Source organism: Chryseobacterium carnipullorum, from assembly GCF_900142785.1.
In the GTDB taxonomy this organism is placed as follows: Bacteria; Bacteroidota; Bacteroidia; order Flavobacteriales; family Weeksellaceae; genus Chryseobacterium; species Chryseobacterium carnipullorum.
Genome location: NZ_FRCD01000019.1, coordinates 71,308 through 96,797 on the forward strand (window position 1 = coordinate 71,308; position 25,490 = coordinate 96,797).

Annotated in this window: 21 protein-coding genes; 11 read left to right on the plus strand and 10 right to left on the minus strand. The window is 35.6% G+C overall.

The features are described from left to right. Nucleotides 1-91: 91 nt before the first annotated feature. Entirely contained in the window at nt 92-466 is a 375-nt protein-coding gene (locus BUC06_RS19350) for a winged helix-turn-helix transcriptional regulator (protein ID WP_073335646.1), read from the minus strand. A gap of 158 nt (nt 467-624) precedes the next feature. Here BUC06_RS19350 and BUC06_RS19355 point away from each other — a divergent pair, with 158 nt between their 5' ends. The 3 genes from BUC06_RS19355 (at nt 625) to BUC06_RS19365 (ending at nt 2,327) form a co-directional block, all read left to right on the plus strand. Further along, complete coding sequence (locus BUC06_RS19355) at nt 625-1,035, plus strand: nuclear transport factor 2 family protein (RefSeq protein WP_083564136.1); 411 nt, start codon at nt 625-627, stop codon at nt 1,033-1,035. A 76-nt stretch (nt 1,036-1,111) separates the two neighbouring features. Beyond that, nucleotides 1,112-1,972 carry an SDR family oxidoreductase gene (locus tag BUC06_RS19360; RefSeq protein ID WP_073335648.1) on the plus strand — a complete coding sequence of 287 codons (861 nt, stop codon included), beginning with the start codon at nt 1,112-1,114 and terminating at the stop codon, nt 1,970-1,972. A 10-nt stretch (nt 1,973-1,982) separates the two neighbouring features. Then, entirely contained in the window at nt 1,983-2,327 is a 345-nt protein-coding gene (locus BUC06_RS19365) for a YciI family protein (protein ID WP_073335649.1), read from the plus strand. A gap of 303 nt (nt 2,328-2,630) precedes the next feature. Here BUC06_RS19365 and BUC06_RS19370 read toward each other — a convergent pair whose 3' ends face one another. Continuing rightward, nucleotides 2,631-2,960, minus strand: coding sequence for an EthD family reductase (locus BUC06_RS19370; RefSeq protein ID WP_073335650.1), 330 nt, complete (start codon nt 2,958-2,960; stop codon nt 2,631-2,633). A gap of 17 nt (nt 2,961-2,977) precedes the next feature. Next, nucleotides 2,978-4,003 (minus strand): methyltransferase, encoded by a 1,026-nt coding sequence (locus BUC06_RS19375; protein ID WP_073335651.1) that lies wholly within the window; start codon nt 4,001-4,003, stop codon nt 2,978-2,980. Nucleotides 4,004-4,107: 104 nt separating this feature from the next. Between BUC06_RS19375 and BUC06_RS19380 the strand changes: the two genes are divergently transcribed. Next, nucleotides 4,108-10,179, plus strand: a complete 6,072-nt coding sequence (locus tag BUC06_RS19380) for a non-ribosomal peptide synthetase (protein WP_073335652.1) — start codon at nt 4,108-4,110, stop codon at nt 10,177-10,179. Nucleotides 10,180-10,768: 589 nt separating this feature from the next. Here BUC06_RS19380 and BUC06_RS19385 read toward each other — a convergent pair. The 3 genes from BUC06_RS19385 to BUC06_RS19395 form a co-directional block, all read right to left on the minus strand. After that, entirely contained in the window at nt 10,769-11,401 is a 633-nt protein-coding gene (locus BUC06_RS19385; RefSeq protein ID WP_073335653.1) for a nitroreductase family protein, read from the minus strand. Nucleotides 11,402-11,415: 14 nt separating this feature from the next. Continuing rightward, nucleotides 11,416-12,279: an SDR family oxidoreductase gene (locus BUC06_RS19390; protein ID WP_073335654.1), complete on the minus strand. Its 864-nt coding sequence runs from the start codon at nt 12,277-12,279 to the stop codon at nt 11,416-11,418. 76 nt (nt 12,280-12,355) lie between these two features. Continuing rightward, on the minus strand, nt 12,356-12,763 hold the full coding sequence (locus BUC06_RS19395; protein WP_073335655.1) for a nuclear transport factor 2 family protein: 408 nt from the start codon (nt 12,761-12,763) through the stop codon (nt 12,356-12,358). A 275-nt stretch (nt 12,764-13,038) separates the two neighbouring features. On the opposite strand from BUC06_RS19395, the gene BUC06_RS24200 reads away from it, so the two are divergent. Further along, complete coding sequence (locus BUC06_RS24200; protein WP_228423847.1) at nt 13,039-13,155, plus strand: winged helix-turn-helix transcriptional regulator; 117 nt, start codon at nt 13,039-13,041, stop codon at nt 13,153-13,155. A 283-nt stretch (nt 13,156-13,438) separates the two neighbouring features. On the opposite strand, the gene BUC06_RS19400 is transcribed toward BUC06_RS24200, so the two are convergent. From BUC06_RS19400 to BUC06_RS19420, 4 genes are all read right to left on the minus strand, one after another. Further along, nucleotides 13,439-13,957: a DUF2911 domain-containing protein gene (locus BUC06_RS19400; protein WP_073335656.1), complete on the minus strand. Its 519-nt coding sequence runs from the start codon at nt 13,955-13,957 to the stop codon at nt 13,439-13,441. A 36-nt stretch (nt 13,958-13,993) separates the two neighbouring features. Further along, nucleotides 13,994-15,685, minus strand: coding sequence for a sodium:solute symporter family protein (locus BUC06_RS19405; protein ID WP_073335657.1), 1,692 nt, complete (start codon nt 15,683-15,685; stop codon nt 13,994-13,996). 100 nt (nt 15,686-15,785) lie between these two features. Continuing rightward, nucleotides 15,786-18,290, minus strand: a complete 2,505-nt coding sequence (locus BUC06_RS19410) for a PIG-L family deacetylase (protein ID WP_073335658.1) — start codon at nt 18,288-18,290, stop codon at nt 15,786-15,788. Nucleotides 18,291-18,952: 662 nt separating this feature from the next. Further along, nucleotides 18,953-19,498, minus strand: a complete 546-nt coding sequence (locus BUC06_RS19420) for a hypothetical protein (protein ID WP_073335660.1) — start codon at nt 19,496-19,498, stop codon at nt 18,953-18,955. A gap of 265 nt (nt 19,499-19,763) precedes the next feature. On the opposite strand from BUC06_RS19420, the gene BUC06_RS19425 reads away from it, so the two are divergent. The 6 genes from BUC06_RS19425 (at nt 19,764) to BUC06_RS19455 (ending at nt 25,478) form a co-directional block, all read left to right on the plus strand. Further along, the gene (locus BUC06_RS19425; protein ID WP_047486272.1) at nt 19,764-19,997 is read left to right on the plus strand and encodes a helix-turn-helix domain-containing protein; all 234 of its coding nucleotides are present in this window, start codon (nt 19,764-19,766) and stop codon (nt 19,995-19,997) included. 203 nt (nt 19,998-20,200) lie between these two features. Next, nucleotides 20,201-20,782 carry a hypothetical protein gene (locus tag BUC06_RS19430; RefSeq protein WP_073335661.1) on the plus strand — a complete coding sequence of 194 codons (582 nt, stop codon included), beginning with the start codon at nt 20,201-20,203 and terminating at the stop codon, nt 20,780-20,782. A 501-nt stretch (nt 20,783-21,283) separates the two neighbouring features. Next, nucleotides 21,284-22,075 carry a DUF488 domain-containing protein gene (locus BUC06_RS19435; RefSeq protein ID WP_228423845.1) on the plus strand — a complete coding sequence of 264 codons (792 nt, stop codon included), beginning with the start codon at nt 21,284-21,286 and terminating at the stop codon, nt 22,073-22,075. 2 nt (nt 22,076-22,077) lie between these two features. Further along, nucleotides 22,078-22,902, plus strand: a complete 825-nt coding sequence (locus BUC06_RS19440; RefSeq protein ID WP_073335663.1) for a hypothetical protein — start codon at nt 22,078-22,080, stop codon at nt 22,900-22,902. 249 nt (nt 22,903-23,151) lie between these two features. Further along, entirely contained in the window at nt 23,152-24,276 is a 1,125-nt protein-coding gene (locus BUC06_RS19450; RefSeq protein ID WP_073335665.1) for a helix-turn-helix domain-containing protein, read from the plus strand. Between the two features lie 155 nt (nt 24,277-24,431). Further along, nucleotides 24,432-25,478, plus strand: a complete 1,047-nt coding sequence (locus BUC06_RS19455) for a serine hydrolase domain-containing protein (RefSeq protein ID WP_073335666.1) — start codon at nt 24,432-24,434, stop codon at nt 25,476-25,478. Nucleotides 25,479-25,490: the final 12 nt, after the last annotated feature.

Sequence of the window (25,490 nt, forward strand, 5' to 3'; positions counted from 1 at the left end):
CTGATCATCAAAACAGCATTGTGACATATCATTTTTTTGTAGTGAAATTAAAATTTTGGTACATAAAAGTATATCATTGCCGGATTCATTTCTATTCACTGGATTGGTTAGATTTCTTTCTAAATAAGGTTTCTCTATAATCGATTCCCCATTGTGCAATAGCATCAATTACAGGCTCTAATGTTTTGCCGAATTCTGTCAATTCATATTCTACGGTTATCGGTTTGGTATTTTTTACGGTTCTGGTAACCAAATGATTCATTTCCATATCTTGCAATTCCTTGGATAACATTTTGGAACCGATACCGGCTACTTCACGCTGTAAATCCATAAATCGCATTTTTCCACCATACAATAATGTGCCTAATATATGTATTTTCCATTTTCCTGTAAAGATATCCATACTGTCTTTCACAGCATTAATTCTAAATCTGCAAAAGCCTATAAACTGTTCTGAATCATTCATATTTTACTATTATTAATAACAAATATAGGTCAATATCTGTTTTTTTGTATACCCGCTTCCCTGTTGGAAAGCACTTTCCTGTAAGGAAGTGATATTCTTTGTTATAGATATCCTTTATACTTTTGTGATCTGCTATTTAATCAATTAAAAAAAATAAAATGATGTCAACACCAGCAAGACAAATAATAGATGAAATGTTTGCCGCATTTGCGACTAAAAATGTAGATGCCGTAATAGAAACATTTTCAAATGATGCCGAACTAATTTATCACGGTACACAGATAATGCCAGCGGCGAAATTCAAAGGAAAAGAGGAGGCAAGAATGTTTTTTGAGTTTAACATTAATGCTCTGGATGTTGTTTATTTTAATATCAATCAGTTTGTAGAACAAGGAAATACAATAATGGTTTTAGGGAACGAACATTTTATTTCCAAACAGGATGGTACCCATCTTAAAAACCAATGGGTACAGGTGTATACTATAACCAACGGCCTGATTTCCAGAATGGAGGAATTTGCGACATCTGCACAGCCGGATCAATACGGTGGTAACGCAGGAGGGCAATGATTTTAAGTCAAATAACCAATATTTTCTGGTTCTGATATATTCAATAGTAAGATCAGGGATTTAATAGAAAAATAATATGATACTAATAACAGGAGCCAGCGGTAACCTGGGCTCGGCTGTAGTTGCTCAGCTTTTAAAAACTTTGTCACCGGAAGACTTTGTTACAACATCCAGCAATGCTGCAGGTGTTGAAAAACTGAAAGCTAAGGGATTGCAATCACGATTAGCAAATTTCAGCGATCCTATTACATTGAATGAAGCATTTAAAGGAATAGATAAATTGCTCTTGATTTCCACGATGGATCAAAACCGTTACGAGCAACACAAAAACGTAGTGGATGCGGCTAAGAAACAAGGAGTGAAACAAATCATTTATACCGGTTTGGCTATAAAAGACATTCATACCTCCGCTGTTCAAGATTTGATGATAAGTCATTTCCAAACTGAAGATTACATCAAAGAAAGCGGCTTAACCTATACTATCCTGAGAAATACAATGTATGCGGATGCATTAACGCAAATTTTAGGCTCCAATGCTTTACACCAAGACATCAATCTTCCCGGTGGAACCGGAAAAGTCCCCTATGCCTTGAGAAGAGAAATAGGAGAAGCTACAGCGAATCTGTTATTGCAAGATGGTCACGAAAATAATACATATAATATTACGGGTTCAAATAGTTTGGGTTATACAGAGTTAGCTGCAGCACTGTCTCATCTTACACGAGATACAATTAAATACAATGATATTTCAGAAGATGATCTGAAAGCATTTTTGAAGCAAATCGGTTTCGCTGACTTTGCAATCTATCTGCATTCAGGCACTATTCACGATATCAAAATGGCACAATACGAAATAGAAAGCCATACGATGGAAACCTTATTGGGCCGTCCTACAGCATCTATTGAAGACATTATCAAGGAATTATTTAAAAATTAAATCATGTACAATGAAAAATTTTGTTTTATTATTAAGAGCAAACACAATTATGGATCCTGGATCTTTCACAGACCCTAAAGAAGTAGCAGACAGAGCGCAATGGTTGGAAGATGTAAAAGCGCAAGGAGTTATCAAAAACCTGGGAGGAACAATGCCTCCGATACCTGCTATGGCAAGTTCAATTTTTGCTGACGGAACGATTAAGGAAGGACCTTTCATGGAAGTAACGCACTTTTTAACAGGTTTTTTGATTATAGAATCCGAAGATTTAGAATCCGCTCAAAAAATTGCCCGATCAAACCCGATTTTGAAAGCAGGCGGAAGTGTGGAAATTAGAGAAATAATGCTTCGATAACAATAAATTTAGATAATGATATATCATTATCTAAATTTATATGAACGTAGTAGAAGATCCACTGGAAGTGTCTATTTTTAAGAGTTTTTTTTAATTAAAACAAGTAAAAAGATGAACCTAAATAAACAAAAAAATTAAATTCTTTGTTTTGGACACCATTAGGTCATTCAGAATCCAAATCATCTTCAGTTTCTTAATCATCTTTTGCCAATTCACCCCCCGCAAACGATCCAAATTCTTACCAGATCAAACCCTCCAATCAAATACAGAAAACGAATCAATAAAAGCAGCAGTAAAAAATAATCACTCATAATGATCGCAGACAATTACTCTGCATATCTGTAAAATAGGATCTACGTTAGTATAGTTTTCACTATCCTTTCTAAGGAGTTCTTCGTTGGGCAAAAAATTAAGGTAGAAGTCTTCAACTTTCTCAAAAAAAAGATGCCCGATAACTTTGTAAAGATACTGATAGGTTTCATTTTTTTCATCATTATAAGCTTCTTCTATAGCCAATCCCTTTAACGATTTTCCGAAAACAGATCTGGATAATGGAACGTGCTTTTGGAGATAATACTCCATATCAAACCAGTCATTTTCTTTAACAGGATAAAAAATAGTGACTTTAAACATCGCTTTATTGGTACTTATTATACTTTTTCACATTCAACAATGCTTGAGACTTCAGTATCAGTCTGAATGAGTCTTTTAAAAGTCAGTCCTGCTTTTTCAATCAGAACTTTGAATTCGTTCAATGTTCTTTCTTTTCCTGTGGTCATCGCCATAATATTGATATCCAATAATTTTCCGGCATGCGGAGTGTTTCGTGAATCATCAGGGATAACAGAATCAATAATCAACAGTCTCCCGCCTGTGGGCATTGCTTTATAAACATTGCTTAAAATTTTGATTGCCTCCTCGTCATTCCAGTCATGGATTACCCATTTCGTGGTATAAAGATCAGCTCCTGCAGGAATTTCTTCAAAAAAACTTCCTCCGAAAACCGTACATCTTTTTTTCAAATCTTCCGGAATGAGCAGAGCGGTCTGCTGTATTACATAAGGCTCATCGAAAATGATCCCGGTACTTTCTGAAGATGCGTTCAAAACAGCAAACATCAAAGCTCCGTTTCCTCCTCCAATATCAACCAGCGTTTTATATGATGAAAAATCGTAGGTATCTATAATCGTTTTCAGAACAGCTCCAGACATCCCAGCCATTGCTTTGGCAAGATTCATCCCAGCTTCAGGATTCTGTTTATAGTATTCCCAGACAGGGATTCCATGGGCATGTTCAAAAGGAACTTTTCCAGTTTTCACTCCATAGGTTAATTCTCCAAAAGCCGGATAGTGCTCTCCGAGATTAGCCAGAGCCCATGGTTTTACTGATCCGGGAACGTCGCTTAGTAAAACAGCTCCCAAATCATTTAGTTCAAACGCTCCGTCTTCTTTTTCGTTAAAAATGCCTACACTCGTTATTGCCCTTAATAATCGATACAAAGACTTTTCATCACATTCTGTTTCGATCGCCAGCTGTGACAAAGTTTTAGGGCCGCTAAGTAATTTATCCGCGATATCAAGCTGTACCGCTGAACGGATACAGGAAGCCACCCAATACCCGCTTATCAATTCATACATTTTAAAGGTGAGCTCCGGTTTTTGAGGTAATTTTTCCATATGGTATTGTATTTTTGTATTTTTAATTACAATAATGTGAATTTAGTATTTTATTTATAATTTTATTACTTTTAAAAAAAACTTTAACCATAAAACTCAACAAAATGTTAAAATGCAAATCAATCCTATCGCATCTTGAGGATACAGTACATTTGTGCCCATCTAAACCGGCACTTATTTACGAAAACTCAACGCTTACATTTGAAAAACTAGACATTTTTTCGAATCAATTAGCACATTATTTAAAACAAAGAGGAAATTTTTCAAATATTCCTCTTTGTTTCTGTTTAGACCAGTCTCTGGAAAAAGTAATTGCTATGCTCGCTATATGGAAAGCTGAAGGCGCTTATGTTTCCCTCGATCCACTCTATCCGGAAGCAAGACTTCAGCATGTTCTAGAAGACACAGAAAGTCCTCTCCTTATCACAACACGATCTTATGCCGAAAAATTTTCTTTTTTTAAAGGACAGATCATACTCATCGATGAACAGAAAGAGGAAATCAAACAGATGCCTGAAAGCACTCCAAAATACAACATTGCAGAAGGTATGGCTTATTTAGCTTATACCTCAGGCAGCACAGGGGTACCTAAAGCTGTAATGGCTGAACACAAGGGGCTCAATAATTTTGTAGAGCAATTTGGCATTTTTCTGGATCCTCAAAAAGAAGATACAGCCCTTACCATCTCATCATCCAATTTTGATGGTATCGTAGTGGATCTCTGGGTTCCGCTTTCAAAAGGAATGACCGTATTCCTTTATCCCGATAACAGAATGGTAGGAGAACCTCTCCTTCATTATATTCGCGAAAGTGGGATCACTATGCTACCTTATCTTCCTGTGTCTATTCTGGCAACATTACCCACTGATCAACCTATTGGAAAGCTTAGAAAAATATGTACCGGCGGAGAAGCTCCGATACCGTCGGTAATAGAATCCTGGAAGAAAAGGACAGAGCTGATAAACATCTATGGCCCCACAGAAACGACAGTAGTCGTAAGCGGATTTAAATTTGATGAAAACCATCCGATAACTACAATCGGGAAGCCTCTTCCTAATGTAGATTTTTATGTGCTGGATGATGAAATGAATCCTCTTCCCGCAAATGAAACCGGAGAGCTTTATATTGGAGGAATCCAAGTAGCAAGAGGTTATTACAACCGCCCGGATTTAACTGCTGAGAGATTTTTAGAGTATAAAACCCCTGAAAACAAAACAGTAAGAGTCTATAAAACAGGAGATTTGGTACGCCGTTTAAAAGATGATACCATAGAGTTTGTGGGAAGAGCAGACCAGCAGGTGAAAGTAAGGGGATTTCGCGTAGAACCAGCCGAAATTGAAGAAAATATCCGGCAGTCTGGTCTTGTAGAAAACTGTATCATTATCGTAAAGCAAAAAAAGGATCTAAAACAGCTCATTTGCTTTTACAAAAACAAAAAAAATAAAAATTCATATCCTGAAGATATCAGAACCTATTTATTTGAACGTCTTCCCTCTTATATGATTCCGTTTAAATTTCTGGAAGTAGAAAGCTTTCCGCTGACTGCTAATGGAAAAATTGATAAATCCGTTTTAAGTACCGATAAAGTTACAGAAGAGAAAAGAAAATTTTTTGTTGCGCCTCAAAGCCCATTACAGAATCTTTTGGCTGATGCATGGAGTGCGATTTTAGGAATAAGATCAATAGGTATTTATGATAACTTTTTCCACTTTGGTGGTAATTCAATTTTAGCATACCGTTTAGTTTCTCTTCTTCGCAGAGAATTTAATCTTTCTTTACAGGCAGCAGATTTATTTTTATACCCAAGCATTCACGAACTGGAGAATTATATTACAGAACAAGACAATCGTAATCAGACGGATGAAATAGATATTCTGGATCAGTATGATCCTGTACCGCTGTCATCGCAGCAGCAAAACTTATGGTTTATTGACAAGTTATATGGCAGTACCCCCTATAACATCGGTGTACTTTATCCTATGCATAAAGACGTTTCTTTTTCAATATTAGAAAATGCCCTGCACAGGCTTGTCAAAAAGCACAGTATACTAAGAACCACTATAGAGGAAAAGGATAATCACCCATACGTTTCGGTAACTAATGCAGACCACTGGTTATTGCATACACAGCACAGTTCAGACAATATAAAAAACCTTGTCACTATACCTTTTGACCTTCAGAGGGACTATATGCTCAGAGCCTATATTATTTATGATTCAAACACGGCCGTTTCTTTATTATTGGTAATGCATCATATGGTTACAGATGGCTGGTCTATGCCGCTAATTGCTCAGGAAATTAATACATTATATCAAGAGATCATAAACAATAAAGCAGGGGAAAATTTTAATCCGATCATAGAATATAAACACTATGCAGTCTGGCAGTCTAAGCAGAATATAGGGGACGGAATTACTTTTTGGAAAGAATATCTCGAGGATGTTCCTGTACTGCAGACAGCTCATGATTTCAAAAAATTACATAATCATGTTGATTCGGGAGAACAGTATCAATTTGAAATTGATGAAGAACTTACTGAAAACCTTAAAAAAATTTCAGAAGAGCAGTCTGCTACTTTATATATGACACTGCTTTCTGCATTCAGCCTATTGATGCAGTATTACAGCGGGCAGCAGGACATCTGTATTGGAAGCCCGTCTGCCAACCGGCCGCATCCTTTTGATAAAACAATCGGCTATTTTGCGAATATGCTTCCCATCCGCATTAAAATCGATGGAAACCCTGCATTTGTCGATTTTTTACAACAAATCCGAAATATGATTCCACAGATTTTCAGGCATCAGGGAGTTCCTATAGACATTATAATAAGCCAAGTAATTAAAGACCGTTTTGCAGGGCACAATCCATTATTCCAGAATATTTTTGTCCTGCAGGATCCTGTAGAAACGTCCGAAAATTCATTTCCTGTACAGACTGAAAAAGTACAATGGATTCATAACAAACGTATAAAATTTGATCTGCAGTTTGAGGTTCTTCAGACTGATGGAAAATTAAAAGTAAACATTGATTATTCTGATGCTTTATTTAAAAAGCAGACGATCATGGAAATGGCAGCAAGATTCCGGTATCTGCTGCAATCGATAACTTTAGATCCTAATCAAAAAATTGGGGATATTGACTTGTATTCTGCTGTATCTGAAAAAAAAATCGAAACTCAAAAACAGATTGAAATTCCCAAAACACTCGTACAGATGTTTGAAGAACAGGTGCAAAAAACACCGGATAAAACAGCCTTGATAATATCTGGAATAAGTATTTCTTACCGCAGTTTAGATGAGAAATCAAGTTGTGTTGCAAACCATCTCATTCATCTAGGAATTAAAAGAGGTGATTTTGCGGCCTGTTATCATGAACAATCTATTGAGCGGATCATCAGCTTATTAGGAGTTTTGAAAGCCGGTGCAGCCTATGTTCCTTTAGACACCACCTATCCGATGGAGAGAATTAAGCTCCTTCTGGAAGATACTCAACCCAAAGTTATCATCGGATCAGCAAAATTCAGTCAGATAAAAAGGGAGGTCAACCAGCCGGTATATTTCATTGAAGATCTCCTCAAAAACCGATCTGAAACTATACTGCAGAGTTATTGCAGTACCCACACCCATACTGATCTCGCCTATGTCATTCACACTTCCGGAACTACGGGAATGCCTAAGGGAGTTCTTATTGAGCATCAGTCATTGGGAAATTTTATCACAGAATACGGTAATCTTCTTGACATTAGTGAAGAAGACAGAACGCTCCAGTTCTCGCCTTATAATTTTGACGGATCAGTCATAGATCTTTGGATTCCGCTTACTAAAGGAGCTACCGTTCATCTCTATCCCAATAACAAACTGCTTGGAGAGCATTTATCTGAATTTCTTTTCCTTCATGCAATTACAGTCATTCCATTCATCTCTCCTTCAGTACTTTCTACCCTATCTCAAACTTTTGATCTTCCTTCCATAAGAGTAATTGGCACCGGAGCAGAAACATGTCCTTCACAGGTGAGCCAACATTGGAAGCCGCTTGTAAAACTGGTGAATATGTACGGTCCTACAGAAACGACAGTAGCTGTCAATGAATTTGTATTTGATGATATTCATCCTGATCATACGATTGGTACAGCAATTAACAATATGCGTCTTTATGTTTTGGATCAATATCTCCGAAAGGTTCCTGCCGGGGTCACTGGTGAACTTTATATTTCGGGAATCCAGCTTTCGAGAGGATACCTGAATCAGCCGGAACTTACCGCAGAGAAATTTATTAAAAATCACTTTATAAACGAAGAAAGTAACATTTACAGCAGAATGTATAAAACTGGAGATCAGGTGAAAACATTATCTGACGGTATGCTTGAATACATTGGAAGAAGCGATCATCAGGTGAAGGTGAGAGGATACCGGATCGAACTTGCTGAAATCGAAAATGCACTGTTGCAGATCAAAGGAATAAAAAATGCAAAAGTACAGGTTCATAAAGCGTCAGAAACCATAAAATCATTAAGAGCATTTGTAACCGGGGACTCTCATATTTCCAATATTAGAAGTGAATTGAGCAGAAAAATCCCTACCTACATGGTTCCGAATGAAATTTTCACCGTCGATATAATCCCCCTAAAATCAAACGGAAAAATAGATATGGAAGCCCTTGCCTCTCTGGCACAACATAAGACCGCGGCACCATTAGAAATGGAAGATGAACCTTGCAATGAATACGAAAAAGTCATCAAAGAGATATGGACTGAGGTACTGGAATGTAGAATTCCAGGTATGGAAGACGATTTTTTCCATCTTGGCGGGCATTCTTTGTTACTGACCAAAATGTATAATAAGCTTTTCAAAAAATTTCCAAATACCATTACTCTCAGTGAATTGTATACCAACAGTACGATCAGAAAACAGGCTTTATTAATTGAAGAAAGAGAGAAGAATCCGCATACTCTACATTATGGGCTGGGAAAAGATCCTTTAAGTGATGAAATACGAAAAGACGCTGATGTAAAGCATGAAAAATTCAAATTCAATATTTCAATAAAAGGAAATTTTGAAAATCCTGAAGAAATTTTACTGACAGGAGTAACAGGGTTTGTAGGAGTAAATATGCTTGTGGAATTATTGAAATCCACCGCTGCAGATATTTATCTTTTAATTCGTGCAGATGATGAACGTGCTGCTGAAAAAAGATTATTAAAAGCGATGGAGGATCAACTCATTCCTTTAGAAATGTATGATAAGAAAAGAGTTATATTACTGCCAGGAGATCTTACAAAGCCATTTCTGGGCCTTACTCCTCAGAAATACGAGGATCTTACTAAAACCATCGATGTCGTACATTATGCCGGAAGCGCGGTAAACTTTATCCAGCCTTATTCCTACATGAGAGCTGCCAATGTAGATGCTTTACATACTATGATTCAGTTTGTAACAACGTACAAGTTGAAACAATTATCTCTTTTATCTACTGTAGGGGTTTTTAGCTGGGAACATTATTTTACCAAACCTGCAATGATCATGGAAAATACAGACAGCACATCTGCTTTTAAATATTTAAGCAGGGATATGGGCTATATACAGAGTAAATGGGTCATGGAACAGGTTGCTCAGGCAGCTATACGACAGGGTGTCCCCATAGTTATTTTCCGGTTAGGATATGTATTCTGCCACAGCTTAACAGGTGCTACAGCACGGTATCAATGGTGGGGACTTTTAGTAAAAACCTGTATCCAATTAAAAGCTTACCCCATATTAATTGACCAGAAAGAAGAATTGGTGATGGTCGATTTTGTAAGCAAAGCAATTGCTCATATTGCTAAAAATTCAGACTCTATAGGAGAGATATTTCATTTAAGTCCTGAAGCCGAAGATAATATGACGGTAATGGAATTTTTTGAACTCCTGCATACCGAATTGAACTTTGATCTGAAGCCCATTCCTTATCTTGAATGGAGGGCTCTTTGGGAGAATGATGAGAACAGCCCGCTCTACCCGCTTTTGAGTTTGTTTAAATTTCCTGCTTATGATCATAAATCCATTATTGAAATTCATCAGAATACCCCGGATTTTGATATCAGCAACACCAATAGATTCTTAAAAGGAAGTTCAATTGAGAATACAAAAATAAACCGTGCTACAGTAGAAGCATTCTGTAAATATTTAGGAGTTCTTTAATATCGGAATACTTGATATGAAAAGAGCTATCATAAAAGATTTGTGAGGAAAAAAGGGAATAAATTAACTTTTCAGTTAAAATACTTACTTTAATTAACGCATTCGCTACACAATGATATATTTAACAATAAAAACTAAAAAAAATTAACACAATTCACAAACAATTAAAACAAATAATGACTTATGTCACTTGTTCTGATCTATACAATTTTGTATAAAAATTATATAAATAAGGCTGATAATCTGGTCAAATTGGCCAGATTATTATGCATTACACCAAACAATACTTTCCGGTTCAAAATAACCATCTATCATCAGGTTCTAAAAATATAAGGGATAGATCCTGTAAAATAGATGAAATAATCCTGAAAAACGTTGATATAGCAAAACACACCTATTCAAAAGTATTTACATGGTCAACCAATGGTAAAAGAGAAATTACTTGAAAAACCTTCTGAAAAACAAAAAATCCTTACTTTTGGAAGTAAGGACTATATTGAGTAACTGACAATTTTTTTTAAAAACCCAGCTGTCAGATAAAGCTGTTACACTGAATTCAAACCGGAAATTTCATTTATTTTTTTTAACTTTATTTAATTTCCGTTACAAACTGTTCTATCGGTTGTCTTACTTTTTTCAATGGAAACAGCCAGTCTTCATCTGTTTTACGCCTTCCCAAAGCCAGCAATGTTACAGACCTTAATCCCTTTTCTCTCAGTTTCAAAAACTCATCCAAACCCTCTTTATTGAAACCTTCCATTGGAGTTGCATCCACCCCTAACTGAGCCGCCGCCACAATTGCGACCCCCATACCGATATGTGCTTGTTTTGCAGTATGGTGGTACTGTTCTTCTTCGGTGAAAGTAAGAAACAATTGTTTCAAACCAGCTACGGTATCTGCAGTGGCAGTATTGGACACCCCTCTTTCATTATTTGTGTAGTTGTACACGCTATCAATTTGTTCATCTGTAATCTTATCCCAAGACGTAAAAACAAGCAGATGCGAGCTTTCTATAATCTGTGGCTGTCCAAAAGCGATAGGCTGAATCTGTTTTTTGATTTCCGGATTACTTATTTTGACAATATGAAAAGGCTGCAGTCCTGCGGAAGTTGGCGCTAATCTCGCGGCTTCAATAATTTCGTTTACAAGAGCTTCGTCGAGTTTTTCTCCGGTCATTCTTTTGGTGGCATATCGCCAGTTCAATGCTTCTAAAATGTTCATTATGTATTGATATTTTATTTTAATTGATATACTTCTTTTAGAAATTCGTTAAGCGGAGCCGTAGGTCTTCCCAATAACTTTTCTAAAATATCGCTTTTTATTTCGTACTGATGATTTTTGATGTCAGCAACTGTTCCGCTCAAAAGATAAATTGGAAAATCAGGAACACCCGCTTCTTTCAAAATATCATGAAAAGCATCTGCATCTGCGTTTATATATTGAATTTCTTTACCCGTAATTGCCTGTAATCCATTGGCAATGTCATGATATGAATAAACATTACTCCCGGTAATGTCATAAGTTTTATTTTCGTGCCCGTCCTGAAATAATAAGTTTGCAGTTGCTTCGCCTATTTCTCTACGAAGCGCGTAGGGCACTTTCCCATCGCCACCAGGCAAAAATATCCCCTGTTCAACTATTTTTTCTCCGGCAATAAGAGGAATGGCATCTGCATACATGGTGTTTCGCAGAAAAGTATAAGTCAAACCTTTTTCTTTGATATAGTCTTCAGTTTGAAAATGGTCAATCATCAAATCTTTAACATGAGAAGTTTGAATATCCCTGATTCCAAGACCTGTGTAAACAATGTGTTTAATATCTGTTTTCAGAGCGGCATCTACTACATTTTTATGTTGTTCAAACCGGTTCTGTTCCATTGTAGAAATCAGTACCAACTTCTCAATACCTGCAAAAGCAGTTTCCAAACTAGCAGGATCATCAAAATTACCCATCCGAACTTCTACTCCTTTTATTTTTAGTGATGATGCTTTCTCTTCATTTCTTGCTAAGGCAACAAATTTATCTGGGGCCGTGATTTTCAACAATTGATCGATTACACAGGATCCCAGATTTCCTGTTGCGCCTGTAATTAGAACCATATATTAACTTGTTTTTTAATTGTAGTGAAGCATCTTATATAAATGCATAAAATAAATGTAAATTAAACTTTTATACTCACTGTCCTCCGGCATTTCCGCCGTATTGCTCGGGTTGTGCGGAAGTAGCAAACTCTTCCATACGGGAAATTAACCCATTCGTTACGGTGTAAACCTGTACCCAGCTATTTCTGATATGAGAGTTATCCTCATTGGAAATAAAATGCTCGTTTCCTAGAACTACGACCTTATTGCCTTCCTGAATAAATTGAGTTTTATTGAAGTACACCACTCGAAGCGCATTGATGTTAAATTCAAAAAACATACGAACACCTTCTTTTCCTTTAAATTTTGCTGCAGGCATTATTTGGGTACCATGATAGATACATACCGCATCATCACTGAATGTTTCAACGATTCCGTCTATGTTTTGACTGGCAAATTCCTCAAACATCTTATCGATAATTATTCTAACTTCTGTTGTCATATTTTGTTATTTATATTGTGGATCTCTGTATATAATTTTCAACAAATTTATAAAGATGAAAAGTTAAAAATAGCATCAGTTTCCATCTTGAAAGTAAGTGTGATATTAGAAAGAAACGTATTAATTTCACTTAATAAGAGATTCAAGTATGGAAAAACAAAATGATACATTCTGCAGATTCAGAATAAATGCTGTAAAGGATAGTATGGAAATATTAAAAGGCAAATGGAAAATACATATCATCTTATGACACGTGCCGTTTTAAATACAAGCCTATTACTGTTGAATATGATTTAACCAATTTTGGAAGGACTCCAGAACCTTTTATTGATACTATCGCACAATGGGGTATCGACTACAGAGAAACTCTTTTCGGTAAAAAAGAATTTTAATAATCCGGGGGCAATAATATATTTTAATGTACCAAATTATATTGCAGAAAGTTCGGCTGAATGAGACAACCTGTATATCGTTGTCTTTTTTTACAGCCATAAAAAAATCTTTATCAAAATTTTATAATCTGACATTCAGTATCCGATATGGTAAGCGTAACAAGCTTATTCTGAATGAAATAAGCAGTCTGAAATTTTCTCAATATTAATCTGTGATACCCTGTCAGAATTTTAAACAAAAAAAATCCCGCATTAACGGGATTTGAATTACTTATATTTAGATTTATTTGATCTCTACAGGAACTGAGATTTTATCCCAATCCATTGTGAATCCTTTACTGTTTATTTTATACACTAAAGTTTCCTGTGTTGCTGGTAAAGCTTTTGTTTTTACATCTACACGTAAAGCATCTTTTGCTTCTTCGTATTTATAAGCACCCCATTGTTTTGGCTCTTTGTTAAAAATCGCGGTCCAGGTTCCGCTTTTTTTAGGGATCAGGAAAAAGCTGTATTTACCTGCAGGCAGCGGTTTACCCTGAACGGTGATGTTTTTATCCGTTTCGAAAGTCGTTGCTTCATTGGCACCTGCACGCCAAACTTTATCATAAGCTTCCAAACCGCCCCAGATGGTACGTCCTTTTACAGAAGGACTGCTGTAGGCAATGGTAATGGTTGCATCTTTAATTTTCCCCGTTGCAGTAGCCGGAGGGCTGGCAGGTTTTTTAGTGTCCTGGGCAAATGCATTCACTGACATCGTCATTGCAGCAAAAAGTACAGTAACAGATTTGATCATTGTTTTCATAATATAATTGTTTGTTGTTTGTTGTTTGTTGTTTGTTTACGAATTTACTGCTTTCGGCTTATAAAACAATAACCCCATTGCCGAAAATATAATGACGGCCGCTGCCCCAATGACGTTGAGCCAAAGGAAAGAAACGATATCGAAGTTATAAACGGCAATAACCACGATTTCTGATAAAATGGCAGCAATAAATACATTTGAGCCGGTAATTTTTTTATAGTAAAATGCGACCAGAAAAATGCCCAATATCGGGCCGTAGAAAAGAGAACCCAATACATTCACCGCTTCAATAAGGGAACCCATCTGAGTAGCAAACATGGCTACACCGATTGAGAAAACACCCCAGGCTAAAGTATGCAGGCGGCTGTACTTCAGTTCCGTGGCATCATCAGGAATTTCTTTTTTAAATATCAAATGTACATCTTTTAATGAGCAGGCGGCAAGGGAATTCAGCGCTGCAGAAATGGAACCCCAGCTGGCCAGAAAAATGACGGCAAACAGTAAACCGATCATCCCTACAGGCAAGGTATTTTTCACGAAATACAGGAAAATATAATTGGTATCCGTTTTCTCCGCATTATAGTTTGAATGATTGATTGCTTCCTCTACCCTGCCGTGCAGTGCTTTTACCTGAGTTTGAGTGTTTTTAAAATCCTCAATTCTTTTGTTAAGCTGAGGAGAATGAGTTTCTTTCAGTTTTAGAATTTCTTTCGATTCTGCATTAAATTGTATTTGCAGATTCTGATGTTCTTTTTCAAAAACCGCAGCCTGTTCAGGTTGTGTTTCCTTTAAATGTTGATAAGAACGTTCATTAAAATAAATCGGAGCCGGTTTTAGGGAAAAGAATGCGAAAAGCAAAGCACCGATCAGGAGAATAGCAAACTGCATCGGAATTTTAACCAATCCGTTCAACAGCAAGCCCATTTTTGCATTGGTATTGTCTTTCGCAGTAATATATCGCCCAACCTGGCTCTGGTCTGTTCCAAAATAAGAAAGTGCCAGAAAAAAACCGCCAATCAGTCCGCTCCAGATATTGTATTTATCCTTCCAATCGAATTCTGTGGTGATGACATTGAGCTTTCCGGATTTCCCCGCCAGATAAAGCGCATCCTTAAAACCAATTCCATTCGGCATATTCTGAATAAGCAGATATCCTGCAAAAGCCATGGTTCCCAGAATAATAAGAAACTGTAGTTTTTGGGTGTGAGCGATCGCTTTTGCACCGCCAACATAGGTATAAATCAACAGAATACCTCCTGTTAAAACATTGGTTAAATAAATGTTCCAGTTTAAAACGCTTGACAAGATGATACTCGGAGCGTAAATGCTGATCCCTGTTGATAATCCTCTGGAAAAAAGAAAAAGCAGTGAAGTGAGTACCCTTGTTTTTTTATCAAAACGGTTTTCTAAATATTCATAAGCAGTATAAACATTTAAGCGCTGAAAAATCGGGATGAAAGTGATGCAGATCACAATCATCGCCAAAGGCAACCCAAAGTAATACTGAACGAAACGCATGCCGTCTGTATAAGCCTGCCCCGGTGCTGACAAAAATGTAATGGCACTTGCCTGCGTAGCCATAATCCCTATCAGCACAATGTACCAGGGCATTTTGTTATCTGCTTTCAGGTAGGATTCGTTGCTTTTTTGGCCACGACCGATGAATACGCCGTAAACCACCACTGCAACCAGTGTAACAATAAGAACGGTCCAATCTATACTACTCATGCCCAGGATTTAGTAAACCAATAATAAAATACGATCTGCAATACTAATGCAGCTGCTAATAATACGTACCAGGTATTCCAATTTTTAAGTTGATTGTTCATTAGTTTTTCTGTGCAGATAAAAAGTTAAAAAATAAACGTGCCGCCCCAATATTTCCCGCAGGCAGCTGTCTGAAAAATGCCAACGGTGTATAGATAAAATTACCCTTTCCGTATTGGGCATATAAAGTAGATCCCTGCAGAGGCTCTTCACCGGTATCGTGCATTTCAAAAAGCGGTTCATACGCTGCATCCCATTGAGCTGGGAAATAGGCGCCACGCTCCTGTACCCAATCTTTAAAATCGTCCGCAGTAATTTTGTTCGGGAAGTTCAGTAATTTATGATTTGGATTTAAAAAGGTAACCGCAGCATTTTCTTCGGTAACCCTCTTGTTGGCAATACTGAAATTGTACATTCCCAATTGGTCAACGGTTGTATCCTGGTTGGTGTTATACTGCATCACCAGATTACCTCCGGCTTTTGTATAAGACCATAAAAAAGGCATCCAGCGGCCCAGCTTTTTCTCTGTATTATTGGCACGAACACCCAATACGATGGCATCATATTGCGATAGCTTGTTTTGACTGCCGTTTCCAGCAGATTCATCTATGTTGCCATAAAAATCTTCGTCTTTCAGGACCTCTACCTGAATACCTGCCATGCGTAGGAACTCAGGAATGAAATCGCCCGCTCCTTCTATATATCCCACTTTTTTAAACTTCGCCTGAATATCGCCTTTCATTACGGTTACCGTTGCAGGCGCAAAATATTGTAAAGAAGGTAAATGCGGGTACTGAATTAATATTTGTTTTTTATTATACGTGACTCCATCTGCAACAAAATTGGCATCCAGTTGCAAGCGGGATGAATGTATTGCGGCAAGCTTGGTTTTTGGAATAACGTAATCGATAGTAGTATCTTTTCCATTGAGCGAGCTTACATCAGCGCCGCCTAAACGTTCTCCGTTATACATCAGGTTTAGTGTACCGTTACTGAACTTTTTGCTGGAATTCGCCTTAACATTTAAACTCAAATGTAAGTCTTCATTTTCTTTGACCACATAAAGGGGTTGCGTAAATTTCAGTTCCAATGCAGGAACAATACGCAAGCCTTCGACTACATCACCACGCACCGGATCCAATTTCTTGAAAGATAAAGGAAGTTTAACCTGAAACTTTTCCGAACCGATTTTTAAACCAACCCAAACATTCAGTGGTGATTCTGCCTCAGGCAAACCGATTAAAGTATCACTTGGAACAGAGAAAGTTGCTGCGTTCGTTGGAGATTTCGCCAGCCAGTAAGGTTCTGTGAGTGCGGCATCTGAAGGAATCTGAAGGTCATGCTGAATGGTAATTAAAGAATCTTTTGACAGTTTTCTGTTGAAACTTTCTGACTGATTTAACCATTGTACATTTTCTACAACAACAGGATCTGAAGCTCTTGAAATCAGATTTAACCTGAAATTGTAATGATCCCCCGCAACCGCTTCAGCCTGATTGGTCACTACCTCGCCCATAAATCCCGCACAGCTTAAAATGATTTTATCGAGTGCCGCAATTTTATCTTTTTTTAGATCTATATCTTTTAGCGCCATGACCTTTTTTCGCAAAGCAAGCAAAGCGCGCAAGCTGAGATCAGGATTGTTGAAATTGAAAGTTGAAATAATTTGATCTAATGATTGGTCAATATCAGCGCTTCCTTGTGAAGTCCAGGTTTTAGTTACTCCGTCAAAAAGTGTTGCTTTTGCAGGCTCGCCAAGAACGTGGGCAAAATATTCTGTTCTGATGCCGGCTACAGACTGTGTTCCCGCCCCCTGGCTTTTATGTAAACTTCTGCTTAATCCAGCCAGTTCACCATAGCCCATTCCCAGTTGTGCATCATATTGCCCAACGGTAACTTTCAGTTGATTTTCAGCGGTCGTATTGACCCCACCAAAGCGGAAAGTATTCCACAGTACACGTTTTGGCTGCCATGCATTAACATATTTGAGTTGATCCGGGAAAGCCGTTTTATCGCCTGCCAGCTTAAAAGCTTTTTCCGCCACCACAGCCGAAGCCGCATGTTGTCCGTGACCTGCCGCAGCAGTGGGAGGAAAACGACAAATGATCACATCCGGACGAAATTGACGGATCACCCAAACGACATCCGCTATAATGCTATTTTCATCCCATTGTTTAAAAGTATCAGTCGTATTTTTACAGAACCCGAAATCAATCGCCCGGGTAAAAAACTGTTGGGCGCCATCTAACTTTCTTGCTTCTAAAAGCTCATGCGTTCTGATTAAACCCAATGCAGCCCCTTGTTCTGTGCCCAATAAATTCTGACCACCATCACCTCTGGTTAAAGACAAATAGCCCGTTTCTACATTTTGGTCGTTGATTAACCAGGAGAGCAATCCTGTATTTTCATCATCAGGATGAGCCGCAAGGTATAAAACTTTAGGCAGCTGTTTAAGCGTTTTGAGTTCGCGGTAAATTTCAGATGATTTGGAAGGCCGAACCTGCTGGGCCGAACAAAAAACCGTATAAAAGCCAAGAATAAATACAGTGCTTACTTTTTTGAACATTTGAATTTGCTTTGCAGGGCAAATATAAGTAAATCATCTTTCTTTCAACCTTAAAAGATTTAAACTGTGAATTTCACAAAAAAAGCTGTTTAATTTTTTTATTAAACCAAAAAAGCCACAAAAGATTGAAACACATAAGTGAGCTTAAGAGAATATCCTGGCGCAAAATAAGTCCACATAAGTTTTAAAAAATCTTTGATTTTTTTCTTCAGTGTACTTTTATGCTGTATTATTTTAAGCTTTCTAAAGTGTACTAAAGTGTTCCAAATAATAGATTGTATGAATTTCATTGTGTTGGAAGAATTGGAAACCTGTAAAAGTGTAAACAGGTTTTTTATAAAAATGTTAATGCTACTTCTTATATCAATAAACCAGATTGATGATAAAACATACAGTACTCAATAGATCATGTTTGAAATTATTTTTTGATTAAAAAGATAAACGCAAAGTTCATTAATGATTCCGCTTTATTGTAAGTAGGCAAAGTGATGCGACTTTGTCGCTGATGAAGCGGTATGCGTGTACACCCACTTCGACGAATCAACGAAGTTGATTCTGTCCTTTGTTCTCTTACAATCAACAGTTTCAAAAATGAAAACTTTGCGTCAGAAAAACACATCATCATTATATTAATCACCTTTATCAACAACTCTCAATCTTTTTTATCCTGAATTGGTTTCAGCCATTTTCTTTTCTCTCCTTCTTTGAAGAATAAGATGGGCGGCGTCCAGCATTTTAACCGTATGAATGTAGGGCATCACGATATTTCTTTCCGGTAGATTTTCATAGACGCCCATTGAGAAATAGACGATTCCGGACATAAAATAATCAAATTCTTTGAGGGTGTATTCCCTGAATGCTTTTTTGAAAACCAGCAGAGGATTCCGGTATTCCTTCTCCGAAAGCAGGCCAAGAACCAACGGAGAAATCTTCTCCGGCTGGTTATTGACAGCCCATTTCCTTTCCTTCAGCATGATGAGATACCCTGCCCGGATCAGCGACCAAATCGACTGATGAAACTGAAAGATAACCGCCGGATCTTCATTGATCCAACTATTCCTCTTTACCGCATAATTAATCATTTTGCTTAGTATTTCTTTGGAAACATCCAGCTCATTGAACTGAAAGAAGGTTTCCATCAGCTGCAACCCGGAGTGCTTTTTATCTGCCCGAAACCGGGGAGCAAAATCTGTTTTTATCTTTTTCATTGTTTGTATTTTTTATTGTTGAAATTTTTCTGAATCATTAAGATTTTTTAAGGGTTTAAGAATTATTAAGGGCATAACTGAAGCTATTTTTAAGCGAGATGCTTTATCCATCTTTGATGGAACTTCACTTATCTTATCATCTTCATTCTTCTTAATGGTTTATATTTTTTCATGAGTTTGTATTTTTTTTATAAATGTAAGAAAAGAAATTTAATTACGGTCGATCGACCGTAATTTTTTATTATTTAATTATTTCATTTGCTCTATGACAGATATAAACGAAAAAATTTGTTTATACATTACAAAAAAATGGTTGATACCTTGGCTTCAAGAAGGCAAGTCACAAAATTCTTTTGCCAAAAATCATGGTGTAGAAGAAAGTACCATTAGAAAAATTAAAAGTGAAGAAACTTACAGAATACCCGTTGAAACACTTTTTAAAATATGTGAAGCAAGAAAAATTAGTTTATCTGATTTCTTTAAACTTATAAATGAATAATCCTGACGAGAGTTGGGATTTTTTTTGTGATGAAATTTTCAAAATCTTTAAGAAATTCCGTAAAAATACTGATTGAAAATTTCAACGTGGTTTTTATTTTTGTTGTTTACGGAAAACCGTAAGATAATATAAGTATTCATTTATAATTTTGACTTAGTTAACAATAAAACTTTAATATTCGTATAATTAATTTATTAAAAACCATGAAACCAAGAACATCCTTACATATAATCAATTATGATCTTCCTGGACATTTGTCAGACCTTCTTAATCAAGAAGTAAATAATATCAAATACCATGAAATCGATACCACAGAAAAAAGAGAAGCTAAGCTAAAACAGATTCAAGAAAAATTGCTATGGCAAGAAGTAGAAATCAGTGATTTCAAAGTTATAGATCATAGATCTGAAAAAATTAAAATTAACCAATCGTGGGAGAATCCTTTTCCTGTGAATACAGAAGAAGAAGTATTTTTTATAACACTTGAAGCAGAAACGACAGGAAGCTCTGAATTATTTAATTATTCTCCGGTATCTTTTCAAATTGATTCTTCTATGGATCCCAATATATATGATCCAACTGATAATAAAATTGTTCTGGAACTGAAGTCAAAAACATTGGATAAAAAAGAAATTATTAACCAAGCAAATAAAACTTTAAAATTAACAAAATCTTTTATAGAAAGCAATAATCACTGGATTAATGATTATAATAGATCATTTATAAACACAATAATAGAACGTTTTAATAAAAAAGCTGACGAAATAGAAAGATTATATTCATAAATAATAAAATTCCCACTATACACAAATTCTTTCTTGCGGTTTCAATATTATTCTGCTCTCCGAAATTTCCTGACTTTGGAGCAAGTTTAAAGCTAATGACCTTAATTTACCAGCCCAAAGTCAGGAAATTTTACAGTATAGAGGGAATTTATTTCTCGAATTTCACATATTTCAAAAATTAAGAATAAATATTATTTATATAAGAACTAAATATCATTTTAATTTCATGTTTTTTGTCAAACAAAACTGAATAGGCTAATAAGAATAAGGAACATTAAAACTATAAGTCTTAGAATTATATTATTCGAAAAACCAGTTATCATCAAATAGTATTTTCGATTAATTTACATTATACGAATTAACATTGGGGTCAGAAAGTAACGGTGGTAATTTTTGTACCTTTGCAAAATGTTTTACAGAAGAAAGATACTATTATCGTTGATCCAAGTTTTTGGAAATGAGTTGGAAAAAATTAGTTTACAAAAACTTTTATTTCTCTTCATGCAACATAAGCAAAATCCAGAATATGATTTCGTACCTTATAAATACGGATGTTTTTCTTTTTCAGCAAATGCGGATTTAAATGCTTTGTGTAAAAAAGATCTTTTAGAAGATTTAGATTCATTATATAGAATAACCGAGGATATTGACTATTTAAATGTTTTAAAGCCCTTAGATAAGAAAAGAATGTTAGAATTAAAAGAAACTTATGGAATGATGAGTAATAATTCTTTAATGAAACATACGTATATTAATTATCCTTTGTGGGCTATTAAAAGTATTGTTGCCAAAAAAATACTTGATGAAAAATTCTATCAGAGGGTTCTAAATGCTATTCCTAATAATGATAAAACCATATTATATACAATTGGATATGAAGGTATTTCTCTTGAAGAATATTTAATTCGATTAATTAAAAATGATGTTAAAATTTTGGTTGATGTCAGACGAAATCCATTAAGCATGAAATACGGGTTTAGTAAAACATCACTTTCAAAATTTTGTAATGCTCTGGATATCGAATATGTTCATTTTCCAGAAGTTGGTATTGAATCTGAAGACAGACAGGAATTAAACACTCAAGAAGATTATAATAAATTATTCGAAAAATATAAACAAAATAATCTAACTAAGACTATTGATATTCAAAATAAAATACTAAATTTATTAATAGAGAAAAAAAGAATTGCATTAACTTGCTTTGAGGCAGACATTTGTCAATGCCATAGAACTCATTTAGCAGAAGCTCTTTCTTTAAATCCTATTTTTTCTTATGAAGTAAAACATATTTAATAATGGCCAAAACAAAAGTTCTAATTGCAGTAAAGACATATCCTGCAATTTCTGTAAAATATGATGAACTTGTATGTACAGCTGGATTTTTAGAAGATGGAACTTGGATCAGAATATTTCCCATTCAATTTAGAAAAAAATCATTTGGAGAACAATATAAAAAATATGATTGGATCGAAATAGATCTAGTTAAAAACACAAGTGATTTCAGAAATGAAAGTTATAGACCTGTATCATACGATACAGAAATAAAAATACTTGAGCATGTAGACACCAAAAGTAATTGGCTTTTGCGTAAAGAAATTGTTTTCAAAAATAAAATCTATTATGATATAGATGAATTAATAGCTGAAGCAAAAGATAGAGATACTATGACATCATTAGCTGTATTTAAACCAACAGAAATTATAGATTTCACAATAGAAGAAGTTGAAAGAGATTGGGATAAAAAAAAGCTTGAGAAACTTAAACAAGAGAGAAGTAGTAATCTATTTGCACAAGAAGATGAAGACTTATTTGAAGTTGTAAGAAAACTCCCTTATAAATTTTCTTACATTTTACGAGATTCTAAAGGAAAACAAAGTAAAATGATGATAGAAGACTGGGAAATTGGTCAACTTTTTTGGAATTGCCTCGCAAGGCATGAAGGAAGTGAGTCAAAGGCTGTTGAAGATGTTAAAAATAAATATCTTAATGATTTTGCTAAAACTAAAGACTTACATCTTTTTCTTGGAACATCACAGCTCCATCATCTTACAGGGAGAAATCCATTTATGATTATTGGAACTTTTCATCCAAAATTTGAACAACAATTAAGATTATTTTAAATAAAACAGACAATATTTGAAAAATTTACTCAATCTAGTAGATCTGTTAACTTCAGAGTTTTCGTTTCAATCAAACAAAGGAAAAAACTACTCTCCGAAGTATCTTGACTTTGAAACAAGTTTAAAGAAATAACCTTATTTACCACCTCAAAGCCAGAAGACTTTCCACACCACAGCACAATATTTGAAAAATGATTACTACCAATCATTTCTCTTTATCACTTATATCCTATTTTTGTAAAAAAACTAATGGACAAATTAAGTTTTCTGGAAGTTATTGCTGCGATGGCTGTTTTTGTATCGCTGCTGCTTGCCGTATTTTTATTAACGGTAAAAACAGAAAGAAAACTGGAAAACAGATTATTTGCAGCATTCCTTATCATTAATGCCATTGATATCAGCGGAATTTTTATGCATCTTTTTGTGGATAGCTATAATCTGAAGGCTTTCAAAATATCTGCGTATTTATTGGTCATGCCTCTTTTCTATCTGTATGTGAATGCCGTTTGTTATTCAGATTTCACCTTAAAAAGAAAGCATTTACTGCATCTTATTCCTTTCATTGTGGTCAACTTAATTTTAGTTCCAAGGCTTTATCTGGCAGAAGGTGCCGCTAAAGAACAGTTCTTTACAACGATGTGGAACTCTCCTGAAATGTTTGTGTATCAGCTCATCGGAGAACTGCAGTTTTTCTTTTATATCATTGCCGTATTCATGATACTCAAAAGATACAAGAAGATTTATCTTGAAAACTATACGAATCCCAACACTTTGCTGTACAAATGGCTGTTTCAGCTTACCCTCATTTTCTTATTCATCCATGTCTGTATTATTTTTAAAAATATCATACGATATACCGCATACAACGATCTGTTTATCTGGCTGCATATTCTGGCAGGCACTTCCTTTTTATTGGCGGCCTGCTGGTTTATCTTAAAGGCATTACATTATCCTGAGCTTTTTCGCAGAATTGATTCTACCTTACAACCGACAAAAGATTTTGCCGAAACGCTGGAAACTGAAAATACAACCGACGAAACAAAAAGTTTTCAGATCGAACAGCTTAAAAAATTCATGGTTGAAAAAGAACCTTTCTTAGAACCTTCATTAACGATTCAGGAACTGGCAGATCAGGTGAATATTCCTGTTCGTGAGTTGTCTGTCTTAATTAACCATCACCTCAATCAGCATTTTTTTGATTTTGTGAATGAATACCGCGTTAAAAAAGCAATGACTATGCTGAAAGATCCCACGAAAAAAGAATATACAGTATTAGAAATATTATATGAAGTGGGTTTCAATTCAAAATCTTCTTTTCATACCTCTTTTAAAAAATACACGAACACAACGCCAACAGCATTCAGAAATAACTGACAATTAACCCATTGTAAATAATCGAACTTTGGTTTTCAGATAATCGGACTCATTTTAATCCAAAAAATGAGTCCGACTTTTTTATACGGACTTTTTTCAGGATTCTCCACAGCATATTTGCATCAGATTATCAATATCAAATTAAAATTCTGACCATGAAATATGTAACTCCTATTTTATTTTTTGCCTTACTTGGGTGTAAAAGTATTCACCCAATCCATACACAAAATGTTGAAGATGCCATTACAAAAAATGCGCTTCAGTTATTAGAGGACAAAAGATTTCATTCGGTTTCCATTGCCGTGCTTAAAGATGGAACATCCACCATCAAACATTTTGGAGAATTAACGATTGGAAAAGGAAACAAACCCAACGATTCTACCCTTTATGAACTAGCTTCTGTCACGAAAACCTTTACCGGTTACATCGCTGCTAAAGCCGTACTTGATCAAAAAATACATTTAGAGGATGATATCAGAATCTATCTTGACGAATCTTATCCCAATTTAGCATTTAAAGGTGAACCGATAAAAATCAAACACCTCATCACCCATACCAGTGGATTTCCGAACTTCCCTATAAAAAGTGAAAATAAAAAGGCATTTTTGGAAGGATTAAAACTCATCAACATTGAAACGAAGCCCGGAGAAGTCTATTCCTATTCAAATACGGCTCCGGAGCTGACCGCGTACATCCTTGAAAAAGTGTATCAAAAATCTTTTGAGGAATTGGTCATTGAATTTGTGTTGAAACCCAATACTATGAATCAAACTAAGTTCACCCTCAATGAACATGACAGAACAAGACTGGTAAAAGGCTATAATGATAAAAATGAGGTAATGCCCAACTTCAACAGAAGGTTATGGGGTGGCATTTCAGGATTGCACTCTACCACTACGGATCTGGTGAAATATATGAAACTGCAACTAGACAAGTCGAATCCTATTGTCAATGAATCTCATACAAAATTATACAAAGAAGGTTCTGATTTTTGGGAAGGGTATCATTGGTACATCATAGAAAAGGATAATGAATTACTATACAGACATCACGGAGGGATCTACGGAATGCAGAACTGGTTTGTAATTTATCCTGAACAAAATATAGGAATATCCATATTGACCAACACCAGCTTTCATGAAACAGGAGAAATTTTAGAAAAAGTAGTGGATCAATTGTATGATGACATCAATGGAAACTAAAATTAAACAGCT